25 protein-coding genes are annotated in these 25,208 nt (G+C 51.8%); 21 read left to right on the plus strand and 4 right to left on the minus strand.

Translation table 11 applies throughout. The features are described 5' to 3' along the window. The first annotated feature begins 6 nt into the window (after positions 1-6). Positions 7-1,365: an AAA family ATPase gene (locus HP435_RS09960; RefSeq protein ID WP_122964194.1), complete on the plus strand. Its 1,359-nt coding sequence runs from the start codon at positions 7-9 to the stop codon at positions 1,363-1,365. A gap of 15 nt (positions 1,366-1,380) precedes the next feature. Here HP435_RS09960 and HP435_RS09965 read toward each other — a convergent pair whose 3' ends face one another. Then, complete coding sequence (locus tag HP435_RS09965; protein ID WP_167470284.1) at positions 1,381-1,554, minus strand: hypothetical protein; 174 nt, start codon at positions 1,552-1,554, stop codon at positions 1,381-1,383. A gap of 98 nt (positions 1,555-1,652) precedes the next feature. Here HP435_RS09965 and cymR point away from each other — a divergent pair, with 98 nt between their 5' ends. From cymR to HP435_RS10010, 9 genes are all read left to right on the plus strand, one after another. Further along, the gene (gene cymR, locus HP435_RS09970; protein WP_063230222.1) at positions 1,653-2,072 is read left to right on the plus strand and encodes a cysteine metabolism transcriptional regulator CymR; all 420 of its coding nucleotides are present in this window, start codon (positions 1,653-1,655) and stop codon (positions 2,070-2,072) included. A gap of 33 nt (positions 2,073-2,105) precedes the next feature. Further along, a complete protein-coding gene (locus HP435_RS09975; protein ID WP_173597459.1) occupies positions 2,106-3,254 on the plus strand; it encodes a cysteine desulfurase family protein in 1,149 nt (382 codons plus the stop codon). 136 nt (positions 3,255-3,390) lie between these two features. Next, positions 3,391-3,771 (plus strand): DUF4183 domain-containing protein, encoded by a 381-nt coding sequence (locus HP435_RS09980; protein WP_173598614.1) that lies wholly within the window; start codon positions 3,391-3,393, stop codon positions 3,769-3,771. 102 nt (positions 3,772-3,873) lie between these two features. Then, positions 3,874-4,251 (plus strand): DUF4183 domain-containing protein, encoded by a 378-nt coding sequence (locus tag HP435_RS09985; protein ID WP_122964191.1) that lies wholly within the window; start codon positions 3,874-3,876, stop codon positions 4,249-4,251. Positions 4,252-4,485: 234 nt separating this feature from the next. Continuing rightward, entirely contained in the window at positions 4,486-6,150 is a 1,665-nt protein-coding gene (locus tag HP435_RS09990) for a methyl-accepting chemotaxis protein (RefSeq protein ID WP_173598613.1), read from the plus strand. A 102-nt stretch (positions 6,151-6,252) separates the two neighbouring features. Further along, positions 6,253-8,514: an SF1B family DNA helicase RecD2 gene (locus tag HP435_RS09995; protein WP_173598612.1), complete on the plus strand. Its 2,262-nt coding sequence runs from the start codon at positions 6,253-6,255 to the stop codon at positions 8,512-8,514. Positions 8,515-8,589: 75 nt separating this feature from the next. After that, entirely contained in the window at positions 8,590-9,087 is a 498-nt protein-coding gene (locus HP435_RS10000; protein ID WP_173598611.1) for a PRC-barrel domain-containing protein, read from the plus strand. 18 nt (positions 9,088-9,105) lie between these two features. Further along, the gene (locus tag HP435_RS10005; protein ID WP_005832479.1) at positions 9,106-9,312 is read left to right on the plus strand and encodes a hypothetical protein; all 207 of its coding nucleotides are present in this window, start codon (positions 9,106-9,108) and stop codon (positions 9,310-9,312) included. 30 nt (positions 9,313-9,342) lie between these two features. Next, complete coding sequence (locus HP435_RS10010) at positions 9,343-9,537, plus strand: hypothetical protein (protein ID WP_229049892.1); 195 nt, start codon at positions 9,343-9,345, stop codon at positions 9,535-9,537. A gap of 120 nt (positions 9,538-9,657) precedes the next feature. On the opposite strand, the gene HP435_RS10015 is transcribed toward HP435_RS10010, so the two are convergent. After that, entirely contained in the window at positions 9,658-10,344 is a 687-nt protein-coding gene (locus HP435_RS10015; RefSeq protein WP_122964299.1) for a TerC family protein, read from the minus strand. Between the two features lie 372 nt (positions 10,345-10,716). On the opposite strand from HP435_RS10015, the gene HP435_RS10020 reads away from it, so the two are divergent. The 11 genes from HP435_RS10020 (at position 10,717) to udk (ending at position 22,943) form a co-directional block, all read left to right on the plus strand. After that, positions 10,717-11,781 (plus strand): AI-2E family transporter, encoded by a 1,065-nt coding sequence (locus HP435_RS10020; RefSeq protein WP_173597455.1) that lies wholly within the window; start codon positions 10,717-10,719, stop codon positions 11,779-11,781. A 321-nt stretch (positions 11,782-12,102) separates the two neighbouring features. Continuing rightward, positions 12,103-14,751 (plus strand): alanine--tRNA ligase, encoded by a 2,649-nt coding sequence (gene alaS / locus HP435_RS10025; RefSeq protein WP_173597454.1) that lies wholly within the window; start codon positions 12,103-12,105, stop codon positions 14,749-14,751. Positions 14,752-14,874: 123 nt separating this feature from the next. Continuing rightward, positions 14,875-15,135 carry an IreB family regulatory phosphoprotein gene (locus HP435_RS10030; RefSeq protein WP_063230247.1) on the plus strand — a complete coding sequence of 87 codons (261 nt, stop codon included), beginning with the start codon at positions 14,875-14,877 and terminating at the stop codon, positions 15,133-15,135. 9 nt (positions 15,136-15,144) lie between these two features. Continuing rightward, complete coding sequence (ruvX, locus tag HP435_RS10035; RefSeq protein ID WP_122964184.1) at positions 15,145-15,561, plus strand: Holliday junction resolvase RuvX; 417 nt, start codon at positions 15,145-15,147, stop codon at positions 15,559-15,561. A gap of 6 nt (positions 15,562-15,567) precedes the next feature. Continuing rightward, entirely contained in the window at positions 15,568-15,858 is a 291-nt protein-coding gene (locus HP435_RS10040) for a DUF1292 domain-containing protein (RefSeq protein ID WP_005832492.1), read from the plus strand. Positions 15,859-15,940: 82 nt separating this feature from the next. Next, positions 15,941-17,419 (plus strand): sigma-54 interaction domain-containing protein, encoded by a 1,479-nt coding sequence (locus HP435_RS10045; protein ID WP_173598610.1) that lies wholly within the window; start codon positions 15,941-15,943, stop codon positions 17,417-17,419. A 519-nt stretch (positions 17,420-17,938) separates the two neighbouring features. After that, positions 17,939-18,829 (plus strand): NAD(P)-dependent oxidoreductase, encoded by an 891-nt coding sequence (locus tag HP435_RS10050; RefSeq protein WP_173598635.1) that lies wholly within the window; start codon positions 17,939-17,941, stop codon positions 18,827-18,829. Between the two features lie 24 nt (positions 18,830-18,853). Beyond that, positions 18,854-20,311: a CoA-acylating methylmalonate-semialdehyde dehydrogenase gene (locus HP435_RS10055; RefSeq protein ID WP_173598609.1), complete on the plus strand. Its 1,458-nt coding sequence runs from the start codon at positions 18,854-18,856 to the stop codon at positions 20,309-20,311. Positions 20,312-20,441: 130 nt separating this feature from the next. Next, positions 20,442-21,542: an endolytic transglycosylase MltG gene (gene mltG, locus HP435_RS10060; protein ID WP_173598608.1), complete on the plus strand. Its 1,101-nt coding sequence runs from the start codon at positions 20,442-20,444 to the stop codon at positions 21,540-21,542. A 71-nt stretch (positions 21,543-21,613) separates the two neighbouring features. Continuing rightward, positions 21,614-22,258 (plus strand): O-methyltransferase, encoded by a 645-nt coding sequence (locus tag HP435_RS10065; protein WP_122964179.1) that lies wholly within the window; start codon positions 21,614-21,616, stop codon positions 22,256-22,258. Between the two features lie 43 nt (positions 22,259-22,301). Beyond that, a complete protein-coding gene (gene udk / locus HP435_RS10070; protein WP_122964178.1) occupies positions 22,302-22,943 on the plus strand; it encodes a uridine kinase in 642 nt (213 codons plus the stop codon). A gap of 196 nt (positions 22,944-23,139) precedes the next feature. On the opposite strand, the gene HP435_RS10075 is transcribed toward udk, so the two are convergent. Together HP435_RS10075 and HP435_RS10080 are read right to left on the minus strand one after the other, a co-directional pair. Beyond that, positions 23,140-23,703, minus strand: coding sequence for a DUF3221 domain-containing protein (locus HP435_RS10075; protein ID WP_173597450.1), 564 nt, complete (start codon positions 23,701-23,703; stop codon positions 23,140-23,142). Positions 23,704-23,734: 31 nt separating this feature from the next. Then, a complete protein-coding gene (locus tag HP435_RS10080; protein ID WP_173598607.1) occupies positions 23,735-25,096 on the minus strand; it encodes a S1 family peptidase in 1,362 nt (453 codons plus the stop codon). Positions 25,097-25,208: the final 112 nt, after the last annotated feature.

Below are 25,208 nucleotides of genomic sequence, written 5' to 3' on the forward strand. Positions count from 1 at the left end.
GGTAGCATGAACGATCTGTTTTCGTTTGCTTATGAAGAAGAGGGCGGCAGCAAGCAAAAGCCGCTCGCTGCACGCATGCGTCCAAAGACGATCCAGGAAGTGATCGGCCAATCCCACATTCTCGCGCCAGGCAAGCTCCTGCGCCGGGCGATTGAAGCCGATCAAGTATCGTCGCTCATTTTTTACGGGCCGCCCGGGACGGGAAAAACAACCTTGGCAAAAGTGATTGCCCGGACGACCCGCACGCATTTTTCCGAGTTGAACGCCGTAACGGCAGGAGTGGCGGACATTCGCAAAGTCGTTGAGGCGGCCAAGGAAAGACTCGTGATGGACAACCAGCGCACGACTTTGTTCGTCGATGAGATTCATCGCTTCAACAAGTCCCAGCAAGATGCGCTGCTTCCTTATGTAGAGGAAGGAACGATCATTTTGATCGGGGCGACGACGGAGAATCCTTTTTTCGAGGTCAATCCGGCGCTGTTGTCGCGTTCGCAAGTGTTTTCGCTCCAGTCGCTTTCGCACGAGGAATTGCAGCAGGTCATGGATCGCGCGCTCGCAGATGAAGAGAACGGATTGGCGGAACTGTCCGTCAACGTGACGAAGGAAGCGGCGGAGCATTTGATCCAGTACGCAGAAGGAGACGCCAGACGTTTGCTGAACGCCTTGGAGCTGGCTGTGATGACGACGCCGCCCGGAGCGGACGGGAGAGTGACCGTAACGCTCGATGTAGCGGTCGAGTCGATCCAGCGCCGCGCCGTGCGCTATGACAAAAGCGGCGACAACCACTACGACACGATTTCCGCTTTTATCAAGTCGATACGCGGTTCCGATCCCGATGCTGCGCTGTACTGGTTGGCGAGGATGATCGATGCCGGAGAAGACCCGCGGTTTATTTCGCGCCGACTGGTCATCTCGGCTTCCGAGGATATTGGAAATGCCGATCCGCAGGCGATCTCGGTTGCGGTAGCCTGCTTCCAAGCGGTAGAATTGGTGGGGATGCCTGAAGGACGAATCCCGCTGGCGCAAGCGACGACGTATTTGGCTACAGCTCCGAAAAGCAATGCCGCATACAACGGGATCAACTCTGCGCTGGACCGGATTCGCACCGACGGCCACAAGCAGGTTCCTATCCACTTGCGAGACTCGGCTTACAAGGGCGCAGCCAAGCTGGGACACGGTCAGGGATATCTGTATCCGCACGACTATCCGTACGGTTATGTGCCCCAACAGTATCTGCCTGACGGTGTACATTATTCGTTTTACCAGCCAAAGGACTTTGGCTACGAGCGTCATATCCGGCGTTTTCAGGAAGAGAGACAAAAGCTGGATAACCGTGGATTGCCGAAGAAAAACTCCCCCGAATAAAGGGGGAGGGTGAAGTTAGGTGCGGACGTCTCCGCCGGGTTTGTTCGGCAAGTCACCGTTTTCGTTCGGCTGTTTGCTCTGTTCGCTCGCCCCGTAGCGGGCTTTGTGGGCAATGGTGCCCGCAGGCTGTTCGTACAACGTGTCGGACGGGTGGTTGCGTCCTCGTTCTGAGCGTTTGTTTGTCGCCATTTTGCTTTCACCCCCTAAGATGCTAGTGTGTCCCAGGACGCTCAAGTCATGTAAGCTAAGGGAGTGGGTAAACCCAAGAATAAGAGGAGAGTTGCTACGTGAAGATTTCTACGAAAGGACGCTACGGACTGACGATCATGATGGAACTGGCCAACCGTGTTGGGGAAGGGCCGACTTCCTTGCGCAGCATTGCCCAGAAGCACGACCTGTCCGAGCATTATTTGGAGCAGTTGATCGCGCCTTTGCGCAACGCAGGATTGGTGAAAAGTATTCGCGGAGCTTACGGCGGCTACGTGCTGGCGAAACAGCCGGACGAAATATCCGCAGGCGACGTCATCCGCGTACTGGAAGGACCGATCAGTCCGGTCGAGTTTGCAGAAGAAGAAGATCCGGCCAAACGCCATCTGTGGCTGCGCATTCGCGACAGCATCTCTGCGGTGCTGGACGCGACTTCGCTTCAGGATTTGATCAGCTTCGAAGACGACGGGCATTCCGATAACTATATGTTTTACATTTAAGCAACAGCTACCAAGCTAGTAGAAGGTGACACAGTGTCTGACATGTTGTATTTTGACCACGCTGCCACGACTCCGGTACATCCGCGAGTGCTGGAAGCGATGACTCCGTATTTGACGCAAGTATTCGGCAACCCGTCCAGTGTCCACGGTGCCGGTCGCGAGGCGCGCAAAGCATTGGAGCAAGCGCGGGATGCGATTGCCAGCTTCATGGGTGCCGAAGCGCAATCGCTCATTTTTACGAGCGGCGGCACGGAAGCGGACAATATGGCGATTATCGGCGGGGCGATGGCCCAGCGCGAACGCGGCCGCCATGTCATTACGACGCAAATCGAGCATCATGCCGTCCTGCACGCTTGCGAGTATTTGGAGCAGGCAGGGTTTGACGTCACGTATTTGCCCGTAGATGAGACAGGCTCTGTCCGCATGGAAGACTTGCAGCAGGCTGTTCGTCCCGATACGGTGCTTGTGTCGATCATGTACGGCAACAACGAAGTGGGAACGATTCAACCCATCGTAGAGATCGGGAACTTCCTCCGGGAAAAAGGCATTATTTTTCATACAGACGCCGTTCAGGCATTTGGCGTGCTGCCGTTTCAAGTGAGCGAGTTGCCTGTGGACATGCTGTCCGTGTCCGCGCATAAAATCAACGGGCCAAAAGGCGTTGGCGCCCTGTACCTCGGACGCAAGATTCCGGTGTCTCCGATTTTGCACGGCGGCTCCCAAGAGCGCAAGCGCCGGGCGGGAACGGAGAATTTGGCGGGAATCGTCGGCTTTGCAGAAGCGACGAAGGTTGCCGCAGAGGAGAGGGCGGACCGGGTAGCCAAATACGAGCAGATGAAGGCAGTCATGCTCGCGGTTTGGCAAGAGGCGAACATCGCTTACCATGTAAACGGTCATCCCGAGCATGTGCTCCCGCATATTTTGAATGTCAGCTTCCCTGGCGTTCACACCGAGACGATGCTGATGAACCTCGACTTGGTTGGCATCGCAGCTGCGAGTGGCTCTGCCTGCACGTCCGGGTCGTTGGAACTGTCGCATGTACTCGTGGCGATGAAGCTTGCCGATGAGATTGCCCGATCCGCCATCCGCTTCAGCTTTGGCATTACCAACACGGTAGAAGAAGCAAAACAGGCAGCGCAGGCTGTGGCGCAAATCGTGAGCCGTCTCGCCCGAAGCAAATAGCCTTCAACGACAAACGAACCGCTTGGGTTATGTCCCTGAGCGGTTTTTTCCTGTCCAAAAAATGGTTGCCTGCCGGATTCCAACGGCTTTTCGCAAACATACGCTACTACTGACGTCGGTTGAAAAAGGTGAGAGTATGTTCACGGACAAAGCATCTGAGGCAAAAGCGAAAAAAATCGAAGCAGAGAAGGCGACCAGACTTTGTGCGGAGCCAGAGCTGGAAAAGCAAGAAAGGCAGCAAAAGCAAACGCATCTGAAAGCGGACTGTCATTACTTTTGTGCGATCGCGGATGGGACAAAGCGGGTCTACACCGACGAGGACGCCTGGTTGCCGTACACGACCAGCGGGATTCTTGATCCTGCCTGCGTTTCGTTGGTGAACTTGTTTATCAACGGGATGATCCAGCCTCCTGTCCTCTATGAAGTAGCCAAAGGCAGACTGCGGCTGCTGACAAAAGAGCCTCCAGGCAAAGATGTGAGCATCGTCCTGCAATTCATTGCCATTGCCGCATCCTAGCGTTCGCGACGGAAAATAAGGCGGATGATTACGTCACTTGTCCAACACTTCTTCGCAGCTTGCTCAATAAAATAGAGTAGCAACGAAAAAGGAGGACGGATGATGGCGCTTGAGATACTGAAGATCGTGGTCACAGCTACGACGACAACGAATGCGGTTCCGACCGTGACGCGCTTTTTTCGCAGAACATTGGCTCTTGTCGTCGGACCGGCGACGTTGACCATAAATGTAGGGGACTTTCAAACGGATGCGGGTACAACGGCTACCTCTCTCCCGACCCTTCCGGCAAACAATAGCTACTATAACGTCTACATTAACGGGATCATGCAAATGGGCGGGCTTACCACTTATACTCCGGGTGGATCGGGAGTAGGGAAGCTGGACATTACCGTGCCGTCGGGGCAAACGATCGCACTCAGTACCGTCATTGTACTGGAAATTGTCAGCTATGCTCCTACGTCGTCGACAACAGTGAGCTGACGGCGCAACGTACCACAGCACACATGGAAAATGAGGGAATAAAAGGGAAAAAATCAGATAACAGTTCGGTGCAGATTGCAAGCAAAAAAAGCAATCTGCTTTTGTTTTTCGCTCCAAATTTTCTAATTGTGTGGCAATTGTGGTTAATAGTGGATAACAATGTTAGAATGATTCCGTAGAACCAGGCCGGAAGAACGAAAGCGCTTTCGTCCAGCAAAAGGAGAGGAATTATTCATGATTGCCAGACGTATCTCGATTCGCTACAAACTGGTGCTTACCATTCTCTTCCTGACCATGCTTCCATTGATGGTAGTCGGGTACATCCAGTTTGAAAACGCACGGAATGCGGTTTACAGACTGACCGTTTCCGATTTGCAATACATAACCCAAATGAAGGCCCGGGAGCTGGTTCCCTACACCCAGGACACAACGATCAGCGACAGCAATAGACAAAAAATTGACGAGATCATTCGCGAGGTGGCAGAGAGCTACTATAAGCCGAATGGCATGGTTGGCTATGCCTATATCGCGGATGCCAGCGGAGTCCCGATCTTCCACCCGGACCCGAACGTGCAAAACAAATCGCTCGCGGGCGAAGCGTTCATGCAAGAGATGCTGGCGAAAAAGAGCGGCTGGCTGGAGTATGAGTTCCAGGGAGCCACGAAGTTGACCGTGTACGAAGAGTTGCCGAACGGCTGGATTCTCGCGATTGGCAGCTACCAGAACGATTTGCTGGCGACGATCGAGAGCAGCCGTCCGATGATGTTCCTTTTGAACCTGATTAGTGCAATCGTGGCTCTGGCTACCGGAATTTTTATCGTCAGCAGGCTGGTTCGTCCGCTGAAAGAGCTGGTCGCAGCGATGAAAATGGCCGAGACGGGAGATTTGACCAAGCGTGCGCAAATCCGTTCGGGGGACGAGCTTGGCGAGCTGTCAGCCATGTACAACGAGATGATGGAAGTGTTTTGTAAAATGCTGAGTGAAGTGCAGCGTGTCTCCCAGCAGGTTGCGGCGGCATCCGAGGAGTTGACAGCGAGTGCAGCAGAGAGTGCCAGGGCTGCCGAGCAAATCTCGCTTGCTTCAACCGAGATCGCCATGGGCTCGGAGCAGCAGAAACAGACCGTATCGGATACCACTCGATCTTTGTCGCACATCGGTGGCGATATCCAGGAAATCGCCTCTTCCACGGAGCGGGTCAATGCGGATGCGACGCAGGCGTTCCTTTTGGCGCAAGATGGCGAAGGCAAGCTGAAAGAACTTGTTCAGGAAATGGATCAGATCACAAATCATGCGAGAAATACAGAGCAAGTCATCCGGGAACTGGGAATGCAATCGGAAAAAATTATTGGAATTATTACGATCATCCGGCAAATTTCTGATCAAACCAATCTGCTTGCGCTGAATGCAGCGATTGAAGCTGCCCGCGCAGGTGAACAAGGAAAAAGCTTTGCAGTCGTTGCGCAAGAGGTGCGCAAGCTGGCAGAACAGTCAGGACATGCGGCAGAAGAAATTGCTTCGCTGATCCATGCGATTCATACCGATATTTTGGATGCGGTGCAGGCGATGGGAACGACAACCGAAGCCGTCCAGGAAGGCAGAGGCGGAGTAGCCATCGCCGGAGAAAGCTTCCAGCAAATTTTGGTGGCCGTCCAGGATGTCAGTCAGCAAGTGTACCGGATGAACGAGGCGGCCCAAGGGATTCATCGCGATACGGTCAAACTGGTTGCGCACTCGGATAAAATTGCGGAGTTGGCTGACACGGCGGCACGAGATACGCAAGAGGTAGCGGCAGCGTCCGAGCAACAGACCGCGACGACGCAAGAGATGACGGCGGCTGCGGAAACATTGGCGCAAATGGCTGAACAGTTGTCAGACCAAGTAAAACGCTTTACAATTTAAAACGTATGACTGCGAGAAAAATCCACTTTCCCTGTTAAAGTGGATTTTTCTGTTCGTGCCACTTTGAACGTGCTTGGAGCAAGCAAGAGAGGAGAAGGTGAGATGGAAGAACAACAATCAATCTCCCTGTTTGCGGAAAACTATATTCGCGGATTTATTTCACAAGAAATTTTTTACAATGAAGAAACATGGTACGGAGTTATTCGTCTAAAGATAGAGGAGACTACTGAAGCGATCAAAGAATCAGAAGTCATTATTGTCGGCAACTTCCCTCGTCCTCATCCGGATGAGCTATACACCTTCTACGGCGAGTGGAAAACGCATGCTCGCTTCGGGCAGCAGTACGTGGCGAAGCGATACGAGCGAGAGACGCCGAAGACATTGTCGGGCGTGGAGCGGTATTTGGCCAGTGGACTGTTTCAGGGCATCGGGAAAAAAATGGCCAAACGAATCGTGGAACATCTCGGCGTAGATGCCTTGGCGATTATCGCCGATTATCCGGAGCGGCTCGCAGAAATTCAAGGGATTTCCGAATCGCGCGCCAAAATCATTTACGAGTCTGTGCTGGAACATCGTTCGCTGGAAAGCGCGATGGTATTTTTGTACGACTTCGGAATTGGCGTGAACATGGCGTTGCGAATTTACCAGACATACAAGCTGGAGACGATGACCGTGCTCAAGGAAGAACCGTACCGGCTGATCGAAGATATCGTCGGGATCGGCTTCAAGCGGGCGGACGATATTGCGCGTGCTACCGGGATAGCCGCATCTTCGGAAGAGCGCGTCAAGGCAGCGGCGCTGTTTGTGCTCCAGGAAGCGTCTTATTCGGAAGGCCATGTTTATTTGCCGATCGAAGAGCTTTGCGAAAGAACATTGGCACTGCTTTTGGAATGCGGCGGACATCTGTTTGTCGCAGAAGACATTACCCGTGCGGTCGAGGACATGTTTGTCGCGAGCAAAATTGCCTGGGAAGACGAGCGCGTGTACTTGCCCTCCTTGTTTTTTGCCGAGCTTGGGTTGGCAAAAAGGCTGCGTCATTTCGCGCAGCGGGACTCATTCGGCTCGTTTCCTACCTCTGAATTTTACCGTGCGCTGGGAGCCGTAGAGGATGAACTGGGCATCACGTACGCCCAGACGCAGCGAGACGCGATCGAGCAGGCGATTACATCCGGGCTGATGCTTTTGACGGGTGGACCGGGAACGGGGAAAACAACGGTAATTCGCGGGATTTGCCGCGTCTTTTCGCAGCTGCACGGCCTGTCACTCGACCTGAAAAAATACAACGAAGAAAATCCTTTTCCGATCTTGCTCGTTGCGCCAACCGGACGGGCTGCCAAGCGGATGACGGAGACGACTGGCTTGCCAGCCATGACGATTCATCGCCTGCTCGGCTACAAAGGGGAGAGCTTCGAGCACGACGCCGAGCATCCGATTCGCGGCAGGCTGTTGATTGTGGACGAAATGTCGATGGTCGATATTTGGCTGGCGAACCAGTTGTTCCGTGCCGTACCGGATGAGATGCAAATTATTATGGTCGGCGATCCCGACCAGCTGCCGTCCGTCGGCCCGGGAAACGTCCTGCTCGATATGATCCGCTCCGGCTTGTTGCCGCTGGCCCAGCTTACGGAGATTTATCGGCAGGCGGAGGAGTCGACGATTATCCGGCTCGCCCACGATGTGCGCAAAGGCAACGTTCCGGCAGATTTGCTCGATACGACACCGGATCGGCGATTTTTCACAAGTTCGCCACAAGAAGTTCCGGAAGCAGTGAAACAAATTTGCTCCGGAGCCGTAAAAAAAGGATATACGGCAAAAGATGTACAGGTTTTGGCACCTATTTATAAAGGAAATGCCGGGGTGAACCGGCTGAATGAAGAGTTGCAGGAGCTGTTTAATCCAAAGACGCCGCAAAAACGGGAAGTGACCTTCGGGGACACGACGTTTCGCACTGGCGACAAAGTCCTGCAACTGGTGAATAATGCTGAGGAACAGGTGTTCAACGGCGATATGGGTGAAATTGTTGCGATTTTTTTCCCGAATGAGAACGCAGAAAACCAGGAAATGCTGGTCGCTGCCTTCGACAATCGGGAAGTGGTGTACAAGCGTTCCGATTACCATCAGTTGACGCTTGCCTACTGCTGTTCCGTACACAAATCACAGGGGAGCGAATTTCCGATCGTAGTCATGCCGTTTGTCAGAAGCTATTACCGGATGCTGCGGCGCAAGCTCGTTTATACGGGCATTACCCGGAGCAAGTCTTTCCTCATTATGTGCGGGGAGCCAGATGCTTTTCGCGCAGCCGTGGAAACGGACGAGGAAGGCGTGAGGTACAGCTTTTTGGAAGAACGGCTCAAGCAGGATTGAAAGCTGGAACCATTTGCGCCGAATGGACATGTCCGTTTCGCCCGATACTAAAGGAGCGGAAGGGGGATGTCCCACATGCGCAAGGCAATGGATGCAGTCGGTTTGCCAGTAGTTTGCCTCCAGACGGGAGAGACGCTCGGCACCGTTCGTGACATTCTTTGCGACTCCACTTGGCATGTACGAGGAGTCTTGCTGAGCGAACAGGGTTGGTTCCATTCTGGCACCTACATTCCTACCGAACAGATTCATGCGGTAGGGGAATCCTGCCTTACCGTATCGGGTAAAAACGCAGTCACGCCCTTGCCTCATCTCGCCGGATTTGAGCCTGTCGGCATCGTGACGGGAAAATCAAAGCTAAAAGGAAAAGCGGTCATTACCGCTTCCGGAGAACTCCTTGGCAGGCTGGAAGATGTTTACTTTTCAGCGAACTGGGAGAAACTTGTAGGGTACGAACTGTCCAATGGCTGGTTTGCGGACGTGACAGAAGGTCGCAAGCGTTTGTCTGCCCCAGCTTCCGTCATCATCGGGGAAGAAAACCTGATCGTGCCGGACTTTGTTCGTATCCAGGCGTGATAAGGGAGGAAAAGCGTGATGCGTGTCATTTGCCCGAACTGCAGTTCCAAAGACGTAGGGAAGATTGGAACCAATCAATACTACTGCTGGAATTGCTTTATAGAAATGAGCGTTTCCAACGAGCAGATTGCTTCTGTCTACCAGGTGGAAGAAGACGGTTCTTTGCATTCGCTCAACGATCTGTTTATTGAAGATCAAACTGTCTCTGCTCAACTGAACATGTAGCAACTGCTTACGCAGGAAAAACAACTGGAGGTGGCACGCTTGTTTACACGAAGCCTTTTGCGCGTCCTTGCCACAAGCGGAATTGTGGCTGTCATTGGCTATTTGATGGCTCCGCGCCGCCGCAGTCGGTTTTCACTGAATTGGAATCAGCTGCCGTTTTCCATGCGTGATGTGACGCGCATGCTGAAGACAGGGCGCAAGCTGATGCGCGCCGTAACCCGTTAACGGGGGATGACGCTCACAGGAACGTTCATAAGCACCTGAACATAGTATGAGTTCGGGTGCTTTTTTTTGTGCAGAAAAAAGCTCCGTCGCACGAATGGCGACGGAGCCTACGTTTATTTGTCAGTTTTGCTCGGCGAGTCGTTTTTGCTGCTGGCTTTTCATGCGTCCAATCAGCAGGACGCCGACGACAGCGGCAACGATGAACACCCATTTGACCCACGGATAAGCGGTAAAGAACGGGGCCAAAAACTTCTCGCTCGTTACCATGCTTGCAGCCGTGTAAGCGAGGACGCCCGCACCGACGTAAATCACGACAGGGAAACGCTCCATGAATTTCAAAATCATCGTGCTTCCCCAGACCATGATCGGAACGCTAATGATCAGTCCGATGATCACCAGAAGAAAGTCGCCATGTGCGGCACCGGCAACAGCGATAACGTTGTCCAGACCCATTACGGTATCCGCCACGATAATCGTCCAGATCGCTGCGCCAAGACTTCCGCTTGCCTTCATATTCTCGTGACCGTCATCGGAGACGAGCAGTTTGAGGGCGATCCACAACAGAATCAAGCCACCTACGAGCAGCAAGCCCGGAATTTTCAGCAGCCACACTACTGCGAGTGTTGCCAAAGCCCGGATAATAATCGCGCCCACCGTTCCCCAGATGATCGCTTTTTTCTGCTGATGGGCTGGAAGGTTGCGCGCAGCCATCCCGATGACAATCGCGTTGTCTCCGGCCAAGACTAGGTCGATGACGATGATCGCAAGCAGCGCCGACCAAAATTCAGGTTGTAACAATAGTTCCATGTTCAATTCCTCCTCCTCTTCCTGTTTGGAAAAATGAGTCATCCACCGGGCCGTTTTCTAGATACCTCCCATATTGTATGTAAAGGGGCACAAAAGAAAACGACCTTTCCCTGGACAGGCAAAGGTCGTTTGAAAACAGAAAAAGACCTTTTACCTGTTAGGCAAAGGTCTTGCTTACAACATTAGAAAAATGTTGCCAACATAGCCGGGGATTTCTCCCGTAATGACGACTATGTTGCGAAAAAGCTACTCCCCTTTGGAGATATCCTCTTGTAACTCCATACTACTATCGATGCTTGGAAGGTGTCAATAGGTTACATGAATTTTGTACGAAGAACACACCCTAATGGAAATGGAGAGGAGGTGTCCTTCGTGGATGAATTGCGGCGTAGCCGCCTTTTTGCGGCTGCTCTCTGGTTGATTGCGCTGCTCGTCATCGGCAATCTGCTGTGGATGCTCCGTTCGGTCCTCGGGCAGTTGTTCGCCCTTTTGGAGGAAGTGCTGATTCCCATTATATTGGGTCTGGTCATTGCGTATTTGCTTCATCCGGTCGTGCAGCTGCTGGAAAAGCGCAGAGTCCCGCGGCTGATGGCCGTTCTGCTGATTTACGCTTCCTTTGTACTGGTGATTACGATTGCGGTCATCAACGCGATTCCCGTCTTTACCAATCAACTCGTGGAGCTGTCCGATGACTTGCCGCGGCTGATGGACTGGTACTACACGTGGATGAGCGAATGGGAGGCGCACAAATACTTTTTGCCAGACAGTATCTCCCACGGGGTGGATCGGGTAATTATCCAGTCGCAGGAAGGGATGTCCCACTCTGTAACGAAGCTTGTCAACAATGCCCGCCAGTCGCTGGGCAAGCTGTTTGCCTTTGCGATCGTCCCGTTTATTGCCTTCTATTTTTTAAAAGACATGAAGGAACTGCACGAAACAGGCATGTCCATCGTTCCGAAGCCGTACCGCAAACAAGTGTTGGTCGTCCTGCGGGACATTAATGAATCGCTCGGGAATTACATACACGGCCAGATGATCGTTGCGTTGGTCGTCGGGGTGCTGGCTTATCTCGGCTACTGGCTGATCGGCATGCCGTATCCGTTCGTGCTCGCCGCTGTGGTATGTTTGACGAACATCATTCCTTACATCGGGCCATTGATCGGGGCGGCGCCTGCGATTGTCGTCGCGCTGACGATTTCGACCAAAATGCTGTTGTTCGTGATCGCCGTCAATCTCGTCATTCAAGTGCTGGAAGGCAACATCCTGTCGCCGAACATCGTGGGGCGCTCCTTGCAGTTGCATCCGCTGACGATTATCGTGGCCTTGCTTGTCGGGGAGACGATCGGAGGGATTATCGGGCTGATCGTGGCTGTGCCCGTACTCGCCGTTTGCAAAGTTGTCATCAGCCGAATCGCTGTGATGATGCATGAAAGTTGACATGGGTCAGGAAAAAAATTTATAATACGAACAGATGAGTACAGGCTTGATCAATGAGGGAACGAGTACGCTGCAAACCTTCTACAGAGAGGGCGCTTCACGGTTGAGAGGGCGCTCAGAAGAAGTGCAACGGAAGGCTACTCCTAAGACCGGGCAAAAACCGGCGGGTTGGCACCGTTAGATGCCCATAAAGCGACAGGCTGTCGCGCCGTTTGGCGTGCAAGAGAGCCTGTAAGCAGGGTGGTACCGCGAGAAAAACAGTTCTCGTCCCTGAGGGGATGGGAGCTTTTTTATTTATTTTCAGAATAGAGGAGAATGCAGATGAAGAAGCTGACAGGCAATCAAATTCGCCAGATGTTCCTTGACTTTTTTGTGGAAAAAGGACATCGCATTGAGCCGAGTGCTCCCCTGGTGCCAATCGACGATCCTTCCTTGCTGTGGATCAACAGTGGTGTAGCGACGCTCAAAAAGTATTTTGACGGACGCATCATCCCGGACAATCCGCGCATCACCAATTCGCAAAAGTCAATCCGTACCAACGATATTGAAAACGTTGGCCGGACGGCTCGCCACCATACCTTCTTCGAGATGCTGGGCAACTTCTCCATCGGGGAGTATTTTAAAGAAGAAGCGATCGAGTGGGCGTGGGAGTTTTTGACCAGCCCGAAATGGATCGGCTTCGATCCAGAGCTGCTTTCCGTCACAATCCACCCGGAAGACGAGGAAGCGTTTGAGCTGTGGAACAAAAAAATCGGAGTTCCCGAGGAGCGCATCGTTCGTCTGGAAGGCAACTTCTGGGATATCGGCGAAGGTCCGAGCGGCCCGAACACGGAGATTTTCTACGATCGCGGCGAAGCGTTTGGCAACGATCCAAGCGACCCGGAACTGTACCCGGGCGGCGAGAACGAGCGTTATCTGGAAGTGTGGAACCTGGTGTTCTCCCAGTTCAACCACAACCCGGATGGCACCTACACGCCACTGCCTAAGAAAAACATTGATACCGGCATGGGGCTGGAGCGGATGGCGTCGATCATCCAAGGTGTCGACAACAACTTTGAAACAGACCTGCTGTTCCCGCTGATCGAGCAAACAAGCGCGATTTCGGGTGTGAAATACAAGACGAGCCCTGAGCTTGACGTAGCGTTGAAAGTCATCGCTGACCACGCGCGTACGGTCGTGTTTGCCATCGGGGATGGAGCGCTTCCTTCCAATGAAGGCCGCGGCTACGTCATCCGCCGTCTGCTGCGCCGCGCTGTGCGGATGGGCAAAAAGCTGGGTGTGGAAAAGCCGTTCCTGTACAGCCTGACAGAAACAGTCGGCACGATGATGGGCGAGTTCTACCCAGAGGTTGTAGAAAAACGCGCGTTTATCGAAAAAGTCATCCGTGCCGAGGAAGAGCGCTTCCACGAAACGTTGAACGATGGCCTGGCTATTTTGTCAGACATGGTGAAGGCAGCAAAGGAAAGCGGTCAAACGCAACTGTCCGGCCAAGACGTATTCAAAATGTACGACACGTACGGATTCCCGGTTGACTTGACAGAAGACTTCGCGAACGAGCAAGGCTTGAGCGTAGATCGCGACGGTTTCGATAAAGCGATGGAGGAACAACGCGAGCGTGCCCGCGCTGCCCGTCAAGACGTGGACAGCATGCAAATCCAGGGCGGTCCATTGTCCGAATTGACGGTTACAAGCCAGTTTGTTGGTTATACTGAATTGGTAGCAACAGGAAAAGTCGAAGCGATCATTTTCGACAACCAATTGGCTGAAGAAGCGGAAGAAGGCCAGACTGTACAAGTGATTCTCGACCAGACGCCATTTTATGCAGAGAGCGGCGGTCAGATCAACGACGAAGGATACTTGGTGTCCGACTCCGTCAAAGCCCGTGTGACAGATGTGCAAAAAGGTCCAATGGGCCAAAACGTGCACTCGGTCATCGTCGAAGCAGGAACGCTGCGCAAAGGCGATACAGTCCGCGCGGAAGTAAACCGCGAAGCACGCCTGGCGATTACGAAAAACCATACAGCTACCCACTTGCTGCACCAAGCGCTGAAAGACGTACTGGGCACGCATGTCAACCAGGCAGGTTCTCTGGTAGCACCGGAGCGTCTGCGCTTTGACTTCACCCACATCAGTGCGATCACAGCAGAAGAGCTTGAGCGCATCGAGGCAATCGTCAATGAAAAAGTGTGGGAGAACCTGACTGTCGAAATCTCCAACAAAGCTTTGGCAGAAGCAAAAGCAATGGGCGCCATGGCGTTGTTCGGCGAGAAGTACGGCGATGTCGTGCGCGTTGTCAAAGTGGGCGACTACAGCCTTGAGCTTTGCGGCGGCTGCCATGTCAACAACACAGCAGAAATCGGACTGTTCAAGCTGGTCAGCGAAAGCGGCATCGGCGCAGGGACGCGCCGGATTGAAGCCGTGACAGGACGCGGGGCTTACCAGTTCCTGAACCAGCAGTTCACGACGCTCAAAGAAGTGGCTCACGCACTGAAAGCACCTGTGCTGGCAGAAGCGCCTGCACGCGTGGAAGGCTTGCAGCAGCAGCTGAAAGAAGTTCAGCGCGAAAACGAATCGTTGCGCGCGAAACTGGGCAACATCGAAGCGGCATCGCTGACCGATCAGCTGAAGCAGGTAGACGGCATGAACGTGCTCGCTGCACGCGTATCCGCTTCTGACATGGACAACCTGCGCGGCATGGTAGACGAGCTGAAGAACAAGCTTGGCTCTGCTGTCATCGTGCTTGGCTCTGTCGATGGCGAGAAGGTCAACCTGGTAGCAGGTGTCACCAAAGATCTGATGGATCAAGGCGTTCACGCCGGAAAAATTATCAAGGAAGTGGCTACTCGTTGCGGCGGTGGTGGCGGCGGTCGTCCTGACATGGCGCAAGCGGGCGGAAAAGATCCTTCCAAGCTACAAGAAGCATTGGATGCGGTAGTGGAGCTTGTCAAAAGCCAGGCAGTAGCGAAATAACGAAAATCCCGCCAACAATTTTTGCAAAATCGACAAGGAGTAGGTTCCATCCGGGTCGAATAAAGTATGGAAGCGAAAAGCCAATACAACCTTTAAGTCTTGAAGGAAATCGAGGTGTTGATTGTGAGTTCGTTGGATAATACCATGAAGTTTACGGTGCCCAAGGAAGCGAATGCGGCGGAAGTGCAGGCAACATTGACAGAGGTTTACCAAGCCCTGCAAGAAAAAGGATACAACCCGATCACCCAGATCGTCGGTTACTTGCTTTCTGGCGACCCGGCGTTTATCCCTCGCCACAACAACGCGCGCAGCCTGATTGGCAAACTGGAACGGGACAAAATCATAGAAGAGTTGGTGACCGTTTACTTGTCCGAGCGCAAGTAGACCTTGAACATGACACGATTGATGGGATTGGATGTAGGCGACAAGACGATTGGAATTGCTGTCAGCGATGAGCTGGGATGGACCGCCCAAGGGGTGGAGACCATCAAGCGGCAGTCCAAGGAAAAAGACTTTGCCCGCATTCAGGAATTGGTAGCGCAATATCAAGTAGGTGCTTTCGTAGTAGGCTTGCCGAAAAACATGAATGGCACAATCGGGCCGCGCGCCGAGATGTGCCAGGCATTTGGCAAGCTTTTGGAGGAACGGACATCTCTTCCTGTCCACATGTGGGACGAGCGTTTGACGACGATGGCAGCAGAGCGTATGCTGATTTCTGCGGACGTCAGTCGCCAAAAGCGCAAAACAGTAATTGACAAAATGGCGGCCACATTGATCCTGCAAGGATTTTTGGACGCGAAATCGAGGTGACCCTAAGTGAGTGAAGAGATGATGGAAGAATTTGAAGTAGGCGACGTGATTGCCCTGACAGAAGAGGGAACAGAGGAGCCGCGAGATTTTCGGATCATGTATATTTTTGATATCGAAGACCGCAGCTATCTGGTGCTCGTTCCAGTCGATCAGGAGGAAGAAGAAGAGTACGAGGTTCACTTCCTGCGCTATGACGGTACAGACATGCTTCAGCCAATCGAAGACGACGAAGAGTGGGAGCAAGTAGAAGCTACCTTCGAAACATTGATTGCTGATTTGGAGAAAGACGGGATTTAACAACGAGAGAGGGCAGATGCCCTCTCTTTTTTTATCGGCAAGGCTGTTTGCTTCCGAAGTCAAACAGAGAGGAGAAAGCGAGATGGATGGCCTAATCGAGTACGGCTCCGAACTGATTTGGGAAAAGTACAAGGAAGCCGAAAAACGGATACAGGAGTTGGAAAATTCAATCGAATGGTTCAAGGTGTGCTTCGATACAGCGTACGAGGGCATTACGATCGTGGATGAGCACGGCTACATCCGCATGATGAACGATGCGTACTGCCGATTTATCAGCGTGCGAAAAGAAGATGTCATCGGCCGTTACGTGGAAGAGGTGATCGAAAATACGCGCTTGCCTGTCGTGCTGCAAACCGGAATACCGGAAAGAAACCAGGCGCACAGACTGCTCGGGCAGGATATGGTCGTTCACCGCATCCCGATCTGGAAAGAAAACCGGGTCATTGGCGCCGTTGGCATGCTGATTTTTGAAGGGGTGTCGGAGCTGTACCAAATTTTTGACCGCATGCAAGTGTTGCACGAGAAAATCGGGGATAGCCGAATTGTGATCGAGGCGCCTAGGCCGAAAAACAACAAAGTGACATTTGACCAGATTATCGGGGAGAGCGAAGCGATCGCAGAGGCGAAAAAAGTCGCGCGGCGAGCGGCCCAGACGTCTGCCACGATTTTGCTGAACGGGGAGAGCGGAGTGGGCAAGGAGCTGTTTGCCAAAGCGATTCACTCGCTAAGCCCGTTCCAAAATGGCCCGCTCGTAATCGTCAACTGTGCCTCCATCCCGGAAAATTTGCTGGAGTCGGAGCTGTTCGGCTACGAGGAAGGCGCTTTTACCGGCTCGAAAAAAGACGGAAAGCCGGGCAAGTTCGAGCTGGCAAACAAAGGAACGCTTTTTCTGGACGAGATTGGCGACATGCCGCTGCACATGCAAGCGAAAATTTTGCGGGTCTTGCAGGAGCGCGAGGTGGAGCGCGTCGGGGGAATCAAGAGCATTCCCGTCGACTTTCGGCTGGTTGCGGCTACGCATCATTCATTGGAGGACAGGGTCTGGGAGGGCACTTTTCGCAAAGATTTGTATTACCGCCTGAACGTCATTCCAATTGTCATTCCCCCATTGGCGCAAAGAAGAACGGACATTCCTTTGCTGATCGCAGCCCAGTTGCAGGCGCTCAGCAAGAAAAACAACATGCCGCCAAAAGACATCGACAAAGAAGCCATGTCGCTGTTGATCAACTACGATTGGCCCGGGAACATACGCGAGCTGGTCAACACGGTTGAGCGCCTTGTCACCTTGTCGGAGGACCATCGCATACGGACGAGTGACCTGCCTGCGGCCTTTTTCGGGGGAACAGGCTTTGCCGAAGCAGTCTTGCCCCAGCGTGATCGGCAAGCCTGGACGCCACTGAATCAGGCTGATGGAGGCGGAGAAGAGGAGGCTTTGGCTGAAAAGAAGCGCATTCTGGAAGCGCTGCATGAAGTGAAAGGGAACAAGTCGAAAGCAGCCAAAAAGCTCGGCATTTCCCGGGCAACGCTTTACAACAAGCTGAGCAAGTATCAAATTAGCTGATAGGTAGCAGAACGGGGGCGGCGATCAAAAAGTGTCTAGACGATTCGGTGTAATTGTCTAGACACTTTTTGTGTTTTCTGGACAGTTGGTCGAAAGAAAGCAAGGATGAAGCGGTTAAAACGTCGTGGCACGGAGTTTGCTTTCTGGAGGGGGGAGAGGCGGGATGTGGCTGCGATTTAGGAGAGGTAGAAAGCGCCTTGGGTTTGGAGATGCGGATGTGTCTGCGAACTAGGAAGAGGCAAAGAGCGTCCGGGACATAGGGAGGCGGGGTGTGCCTGCGATTTTAGGAGAGGGAGAAAGCGCCTTGGACTTGGCGAGGCGGATGTGTCTGCGACCTAGGAAGAGGCAAATAGCGTCCTGAACTTAGGAGGGGCGGGGTGTGCCTACGATTAGGAGAAGTAAAGAGCGCCTTTGATTGGAGTGACCGCTAGACTCAGGAACAGGCAGAGGCATCTGCCGTAGTGCATCCGTCTAACCCTCATCTTTTAGAAAAAAAAGGAGGAGTTCAACATGTCGAGTTTGCCTGCAATTGGAATGATTGGTCTGGGCAATATGGGGATGCCTATGTCCAAAAACTTGCTTGGCAGCGGGTATGCGGTATATGGCTTCGACGTCAATCCAGACGTGGAAAAGGAGTTTGCGGCCGCTGGCGGAGTCGCGGGACTGACGATTGAAGAGGTGGTGAAACAGACAGAGGTCGTTTTGACGAGCTTGCCCTCGCCTGGAATTGTTGAGAGCGTTTACACCGGAGCGGGCGGCATTCTGGAGCATGCGAGAGCAGGGCAGATTCTCGTGGATACGAGCACCGTGACACCTGGGCTGAATGAGCGGCTGGCAGTGGCTTGCCAAGCGAAAGGAGTCGGCTATTTGGCTGCTCCTGTCAGTGGCGGAGTCATTGGGGCGAAAAATCGGACGTTGACCATCATGGTGGGCGGACCAAAGAACTTGTTCGACCAGATGCAGCCGATATTCGCTGCGCTCGGTCAAAATATTTTTCACGTCGGGGCGAGAGTCGACAGCGGAACGGCGGTCAAACTGATCAACAACTTGCTGATCGGGTTTTATACATCTGCGGTCAGTGAAGGCGTAACATTGGCGGCGCAAATGGGGCTCGACCTCGACCAGCTGTTCGAGATATTGAATGTCAGCTACGGACAGAGTCGCATCTACGAGCGCAACTATAAAAGCTTTATCGCAACCAACGACTTTGCGCCGCACTTTTCCTTGAATTTGCTGCTGAAAGACTTGAAAATCGCCCAGGAGATGGCCGAGCAGGCTGGTCTGGATTTGCCGATCACAGCCGAGCTGATCAGCCTGTACGAGAAGTCGCAGCAAGCGGGCTTCGGCGAGCAGGACATGGCGGCGCTGTATTCCTACGTGCAAGCCGCACAGCGGAAAATTCAGGCGTAGTGCCACGAGAGAGGAGAGTTGTTCATGGTTACAGCAGTCAAAGAGGTAAAAAACTTCATCAACGGAGAGTGGGTGCAAAGCAGCTCCGGCAAATCGGAAGCCGTCATCAATCCAGCCACAGGCGAAGTCATCGCCCAGGTTCCGCTGTCTTCCCGGGAAGAACTCGATCAGGCTGTGAAGGCAGCGAGTGAAGCGTTTTCCTGGTGGCGCAAAACGCCCGTGCCCAATCGCACGCGGATTTTGTATCGCTATCATCAACTGCTTGTGCAGGAAGCGGAAGAGCTGGCTGTCATTATTACGCAAGAAAACGGCAAAAACATCAAAGACTCCCGTGGCGAGGTACAGCGCGGGATCGAGGCGTTGGAGGTTGCGACAGCCACTCCTACACTGATGATGGGACAATCGCTGCCGGAAATCGCGACAGGCATCGAGGGCGTCATGTACCGCTATCCGCTCGGAGTCGTGGCAGGAATTACCCCGTTCAATTTTCCGATGATGATCCCGCTCTGGATGTTTCCGCTGGCGCTTGCATGCGGCAACACGTTTGTGCTGAAACCATCCGAGCGCACGCCGCTGCTTGCGGAAAGACTGGTTGAGCTGATGATGGAGGCCGGATTGCCAAAAGGCGTGCTGAACATGGTGCACGGCGCCCACAACGTCGTGAACGGCATGCTGGTCCATCCGCTCGTCAAAGCGGTTTCGTTCGTCGGTTCCCAGCCGGTGGCCGAGTATGTCTACAAAACCGGAGCAGCTCATGGCAAGCGGGTTCAAGCGCTGGCGGGAGCGAAAAACCACGCGGTCGTCATGGCAGACTGCCACATGGAGAAAACTGTGCAGGGAATCATCAACGGCGCTTTCGGCAGTGCGGGAGAGCGGTGCATGGCGACGTCTGTCGTATGTGTCATGGAAGACATCGCGGATGAATTTACCGCAAAGCTGCTGGAAGCCGCGCAGGAGCTGAAAGCAGGAGATACGCAAGACGAGGAGGCGTTCGTCGCTCCGCTGATTCGGGACGCCCATCGCCAGCGTGTGCTCGGATACATTGAGAGCGGGGAGGCGCAGCGAGCGCGTTTGCTGCTGGACGGCAGAAGCGTGATGCAGGAGCTGCCGGACGGCTACTATTTGGGGCCGACCGTTTTTGACGGGGTGACGCCGGAGATGAAAATTTGGCAGGACGAAATTTTCGCTCCCGTTTTAAGCATTGTTCGTGTCAAAAGCCTGGATGAAGCGATTGAGCTGGCGAACCGATCGGATTTTGCCAATGGAGCGGTGCTTTACACAACATCGGGAGAGCATGTGCGGCATTTCCGTGAAAATATCGACGCGGGAATGATCGGTGTGAATGTGAATGTCCCGGCTCCGATGGCGTTTTTCTCTTTTGCAGGCAACAAGGCGTCGTTTTACGGCGATTTGGGCACTAACGGAACGGATGGAGTGCAGTTCTACACCCGCAAAAAAACAGTGACGGCCCGCTGGTTCTAATCGGGTCTTGAGCAGAAATCCTCCCAATTCTTCTCTTTTCGCCAAAAAATCGTATACAGTGACAGCGAAAGTCAGCTCTTGTATAATAGACGGGATGGAGAGAAGAGACCCTAAAGGGAGGATTTCTAGCTTGAAACCAATGTCAGCGAAGTCTGATTTCAGATCGGAAAGACCTGTCACGTATCGGCGCAGACGGGGCGGACGAATTGTCATGTGGCTCGTCGCCTTGTTTCTCATTGGCTTGTTGGCCGCAGGAGGGGCAGCGTGGTACGTGTACAACGGGCTGCAACCCGTAGATGGTCCGCAAGCGGCCAAAAACGTGACGATCCCCACCGGTTCTTCCGCGCGGGAAATCGGCAGACTGCTGGAAGAGCAAGGGCTTATCCGCAATGCCGATCTGTTCCAGTATTACGTGAAGTACAAAGGCGTGGGACCGCAGCTGAAAGCGGGAGAATACCAGTTTACAACAGGACAAGCCATTGACGATATGCTCACGGCGATGGCCGAGGGAAAAACGGTCGTCAACGCCGAGCGTTTTACGATCCCGGAAGGCTGGAATATTGAGCAGATTGCCGAGCATCTGGACAAGGAAGGAATTGTGGAAAAAGCAGCCTTCCTGAAAGAAGTGAATGAAGGGGAGTTCCCCGAGTTTGCTTTTGTAGCGGAAATTCCGAAAGATAAAAACCGGAAGCACCGCCTCGAAGGATACCTTTTCCCGGAGACGTACGAAGTGAAAAAAGATTCGACGGCCCATGATGTCGTGTCGCGCATGCTGGCTCAGTTTGCCAAGGAATGGCAGCCGGAATGGAACGAGCTGATCAAGCAGCGTGGGCTGACCATGGACGAAGTGGTCAACCTTGCGTCCATTGTCGAGCGGGAAGTGACCGTGGACAAAGAACGTCCGCTCGTCGCGGGTGTTTATTTCAACCGCATCCGGGACAAATGGCCGTTGCAGGCAGACGCTACCGTGCAGTTTATACTGGGCAAGCAGCGCGATCGGCTGACGTATGACGACTTGAAGGTAAAAAGTCCGTACAATACGTACACGAACTCTGGATTGCCGCCGGGACCAATCGCAAACCCGGGTCGGGCATCGCTTGCGGCGGTTGTCAATCCAGCGAAGCACGACTTCTTTTTCTACGTGACGAAAAAAGACGGAACCTCGGAACATTACTTTTCCAAAACACTTTCCGAGCACAACGCAAATGATGCAAAAAGCAGGGGAAACTAACCAGGTTTCCCCTGTTCTTTTTTGCAAGGTATGCTATAATAATGCGGTTGTAACGAAAGAGGAGTGAAAGCATGATAACCAATCCCGCAATTGACGACTACGTGTCGGGCCTGGTTCCGGAACGTTCTTCGCTGCTCGCGCGGCTGGAACAGGAAGCGGCCGAGGAAAATATTCCGATCGTTCAGCTCGCTTCCGCTCAGGTGATGAGAATGCTGCTTTTGCTGCATCGCCCCGCAGCGATTCTGGAGGTGGGGACAGCAATCGGCTATTCGACCATTTGGCTTGCCGAAGCGGCACCACAGGCGCGGATTGTCACGATGGACATAGATGAAGACCGATTGACCCGGGCACGGGCAAATGTACAGGAAGCAGGCTGCGCAGAACGGATTGAAATTCTTTCCCGCGACGCGACGCTCGGCTTGCCTGATTCTTATCAGTTTGACTGTCTGTTTATCGACGCGGCAAAAGGACAGTATCGGGCGTTTCTCGATTTGTATTTGCCGCTGCTGAAAGAAGGCGGGCTGGTGATCAGCGATAACGTGCTGTTCCGCGGTTTGGTGGCGACACCGGAAGAGGCTGGAAAGAGACAGAAGCCGATGGTGGACAAGCTGATCGCATTCAACGCCCATTTGGCGGAGCGACCGGATTTGGAGACGACGTTCATTCCGGTAGGAGACGGATTGGCTGTCAGCCTGAAGAAAAAGATACAGCCGTAGGGCAAAAAAGGATGGACGCAGCATGAGGAAGGGGACATGTGGCATGGGTAACCCTGTATTGATTGGCGTGGCAGGGGGCAGTGGTTCCGGAAAAACCACTGTGGCAAGGGAGTTGTATCATCAGTTCCGCAACGATAGCGTGACGATGATCGAGCAAGATTCTTATTACAAAGATCAAAGCCATCTGAGTGTGGAAGACCGGGCTTTGACCAATTACGACCATCCGTTCGCTTTTGACAACGATCTGCTTTTGCAGCATTTGCAGGAGCTTTTGCAAGGAAAGGCGATCCAGAAGCCGATCTACGACTTCAAGGTGCACAACCGCAAGAGCGAGCAAGTCCAGGTAGACCCGAAAGACGTCATCATTTTGGAAGGAATGCTGATTCTTGAAGATGAGCGCATTCGCAACCTCATGGACATCAAAGTGTTCGTCGACACGGATGCAGACGTCCGCATCGTTCGCCGGATCGTACGCGATATCGAGGAGCGCGGCCGTTCCCTGGACTCCGTGGTCAACCAGTATTTGAACGTCGTCCGCCCGATGCATCTGCAATTTATCGAGCCGACCAAACGCTACGCCGACGTCATCATCCCAGAGGGCGGATACAACCGGGTGGCGCTCGATCTGCTGTCCACCAAAATCAAAAACATTTTGTTGGAAAAACAGGAGCCAGCCAAGCTGTAGCATTCTGATGGATACAAAAGAAGGCAAGCACGATGGGCTGTCCCAAAAGGGGAGTCCTGAATGACGGAAACCCTAAAAAGGAATAAAAACATCCCGTTTCACTATCAAAAGTGGAGCGGGATGTTTTTATTCAATAAGTTGTTCTTCTGATTTTAATTTAGCAAGATAAGGGGGTGACTCAATTGCAGTTTGGGGCTTAAGAGACTTCAGCAGTCTCTGGATTAACTCTTAATTCATAACTCTTCCCTAAATCAAAATTATATATATGAATGAGCCATTCAGTTTTTTTGATTTCTACCTTTTGCACGATTAGTGTTGCTGGTTTGTCAGAAAGATTTTTTACAAAATTTAAAGCCGCTTGAACGGCTTTCTTTTGTGACATATCAGAATTAGGGTGCTTCACATCATCTGCAACTACTAGCATACTCAAGTCTGTTTTAGCTGGATATGACTCTAACGAAGGTGAAGTTGACCATGTTTCTACCTCTGAACCCACTTCAATATCTGTAAACAAAATCTTACTATTCTTACTATCAAGCAGAATAGCATCGTCATTTAACGAATACCATTCAACACCATATTTTCCTTCTGTAGCAGATGTTTTGTCACTTTCTGCAACAAGTAGCGCTCTTTTTTCATAGTTCGCCTCAATGACAAATCCCGTTAGTCCTTTATGTTCATTTTTAGGTTTTTCCTCTGAGCAACCTACTGTTAAGAGAACCATGGTAGACAAGGTAATGAACTTTAGATATTTATTCATTTTACCTATTCTCCCTCGTATAAAAAATATCTTAGTCTCCAATATAGATGTCATCAATATCAAAATGATTAACAGCTCTAGTTATATGAGTGTAAATACCATCCCCTGCGTTATGAATGCCTATAGCTGTACCCTCTAGAAAGATTGGAGCGCCACTATCCCCACTCTGGCTTGAATATGACGCTTGTCTCAAGCCTGTAAAGTAAACTTTACCGTCACTGGTGGTTAGGTAGCCACTCCAATTCTTTGATTCTAATGTCCCGCATTTGACGCTTCTTGTTGTAGCACCAGAAATGCATACGGCATCTCCAACTGTTTCATTTTTTGTTTTTTGAACCTCATCAATGTTATTTAATTTTGACTTATCGTTACCAAAAAGATAATAAGTGGCGTCATCAGATCCTTCATCTAACTCAATGATTGCAGCATCAACATTTCCCCCGAAGTTATAATCCTCAACTCTACCAAATCTCTCCCCGCCTTGAGAGAATTTATCTCCAGTAGACTCGACACAATGACCAGCAGTAAGCACATAAGAATCTGTTCCAATTTGAGCAGAGAATGCAGATGTGCAGTTACCACCCGTCTCCACATTAGTAATCCTTAAACCGGCTTGAATTGGCCTGAATTTACTGGATGGGCTAGCTTGAACTTCATGCACATCTTCTTCAAATATATTAATGAGATTGCCATCAACGCCTAGATCTAAATCACTAACAATGACTGAATCTAAAAGAAGACTTCTGGAAGCAGCAGTCTTTTTCTTTACTCCAATATCAATTTTTTGTTCAGGAATATTAACACTGACAGAAGAAATATCCAGTCCCCGCTGTGCTAATACATCCCTTTTTTCGGATACAGACTCTGCAATTTCATCCAGTTGCTGTTCAGTATAATCTGTGTAGTATAACTCAAGCATGTCTTTTGAATAAAGGTTCTTCAGTTCTTCCTCAAATTTTTTGACCTTTTCTTCAGATCCAGTTTTAAATCCAATACGAACTATGCCCCCTAGTTTTTGATCAATATACATGCTAGCAAATTCTTCTTGCAGATTTTCTGCAATGAAGTCCTTGATTGGCGGAATGAGCTTTTTTTGTTCCTCTAGCCTTGCATCTAGCTCTTTTTCCTCTTTTTTCGTGAGAAATACCCCATATTTTTCTGAGAAATTTTGAGAGTCTTTGGACAATGCTTTTAAGTTTTTAGTATTGGAGGACAAGCCTATTTCCTCTCTAAATCTTTCACTTTCCTTGAGTGCATCATTAGACTCGAGATATTGCTGTATCTCTGGGCTGTGTTTTTGTGCTGCCAATGTTGACGTTGCCGGAATTGAGAATGTAGTTACTGTGGTAGCTAATAGTGCTGCGACCAAAAGTGACGCTCCTAGTTTCTTCATTAGTTCTTACCTCTTTTGTATGATAATGGTAAATTATAACATTTTTTAGGTTAAAAAACCTCATTTCATATTAATTGATAAAATTTCATTTTTTTACATTATTTGAGTTTTA

The organism is Brevibacillus sp. HD3.3A (assembly GCF_013284375.2).
Taxonomy (GTDB): Bacteria; Bacillota; Bacilli; order Brevibacillales; family Brevibacillaceae; genus Brevibacillus; species Brevibacillus parabrevis.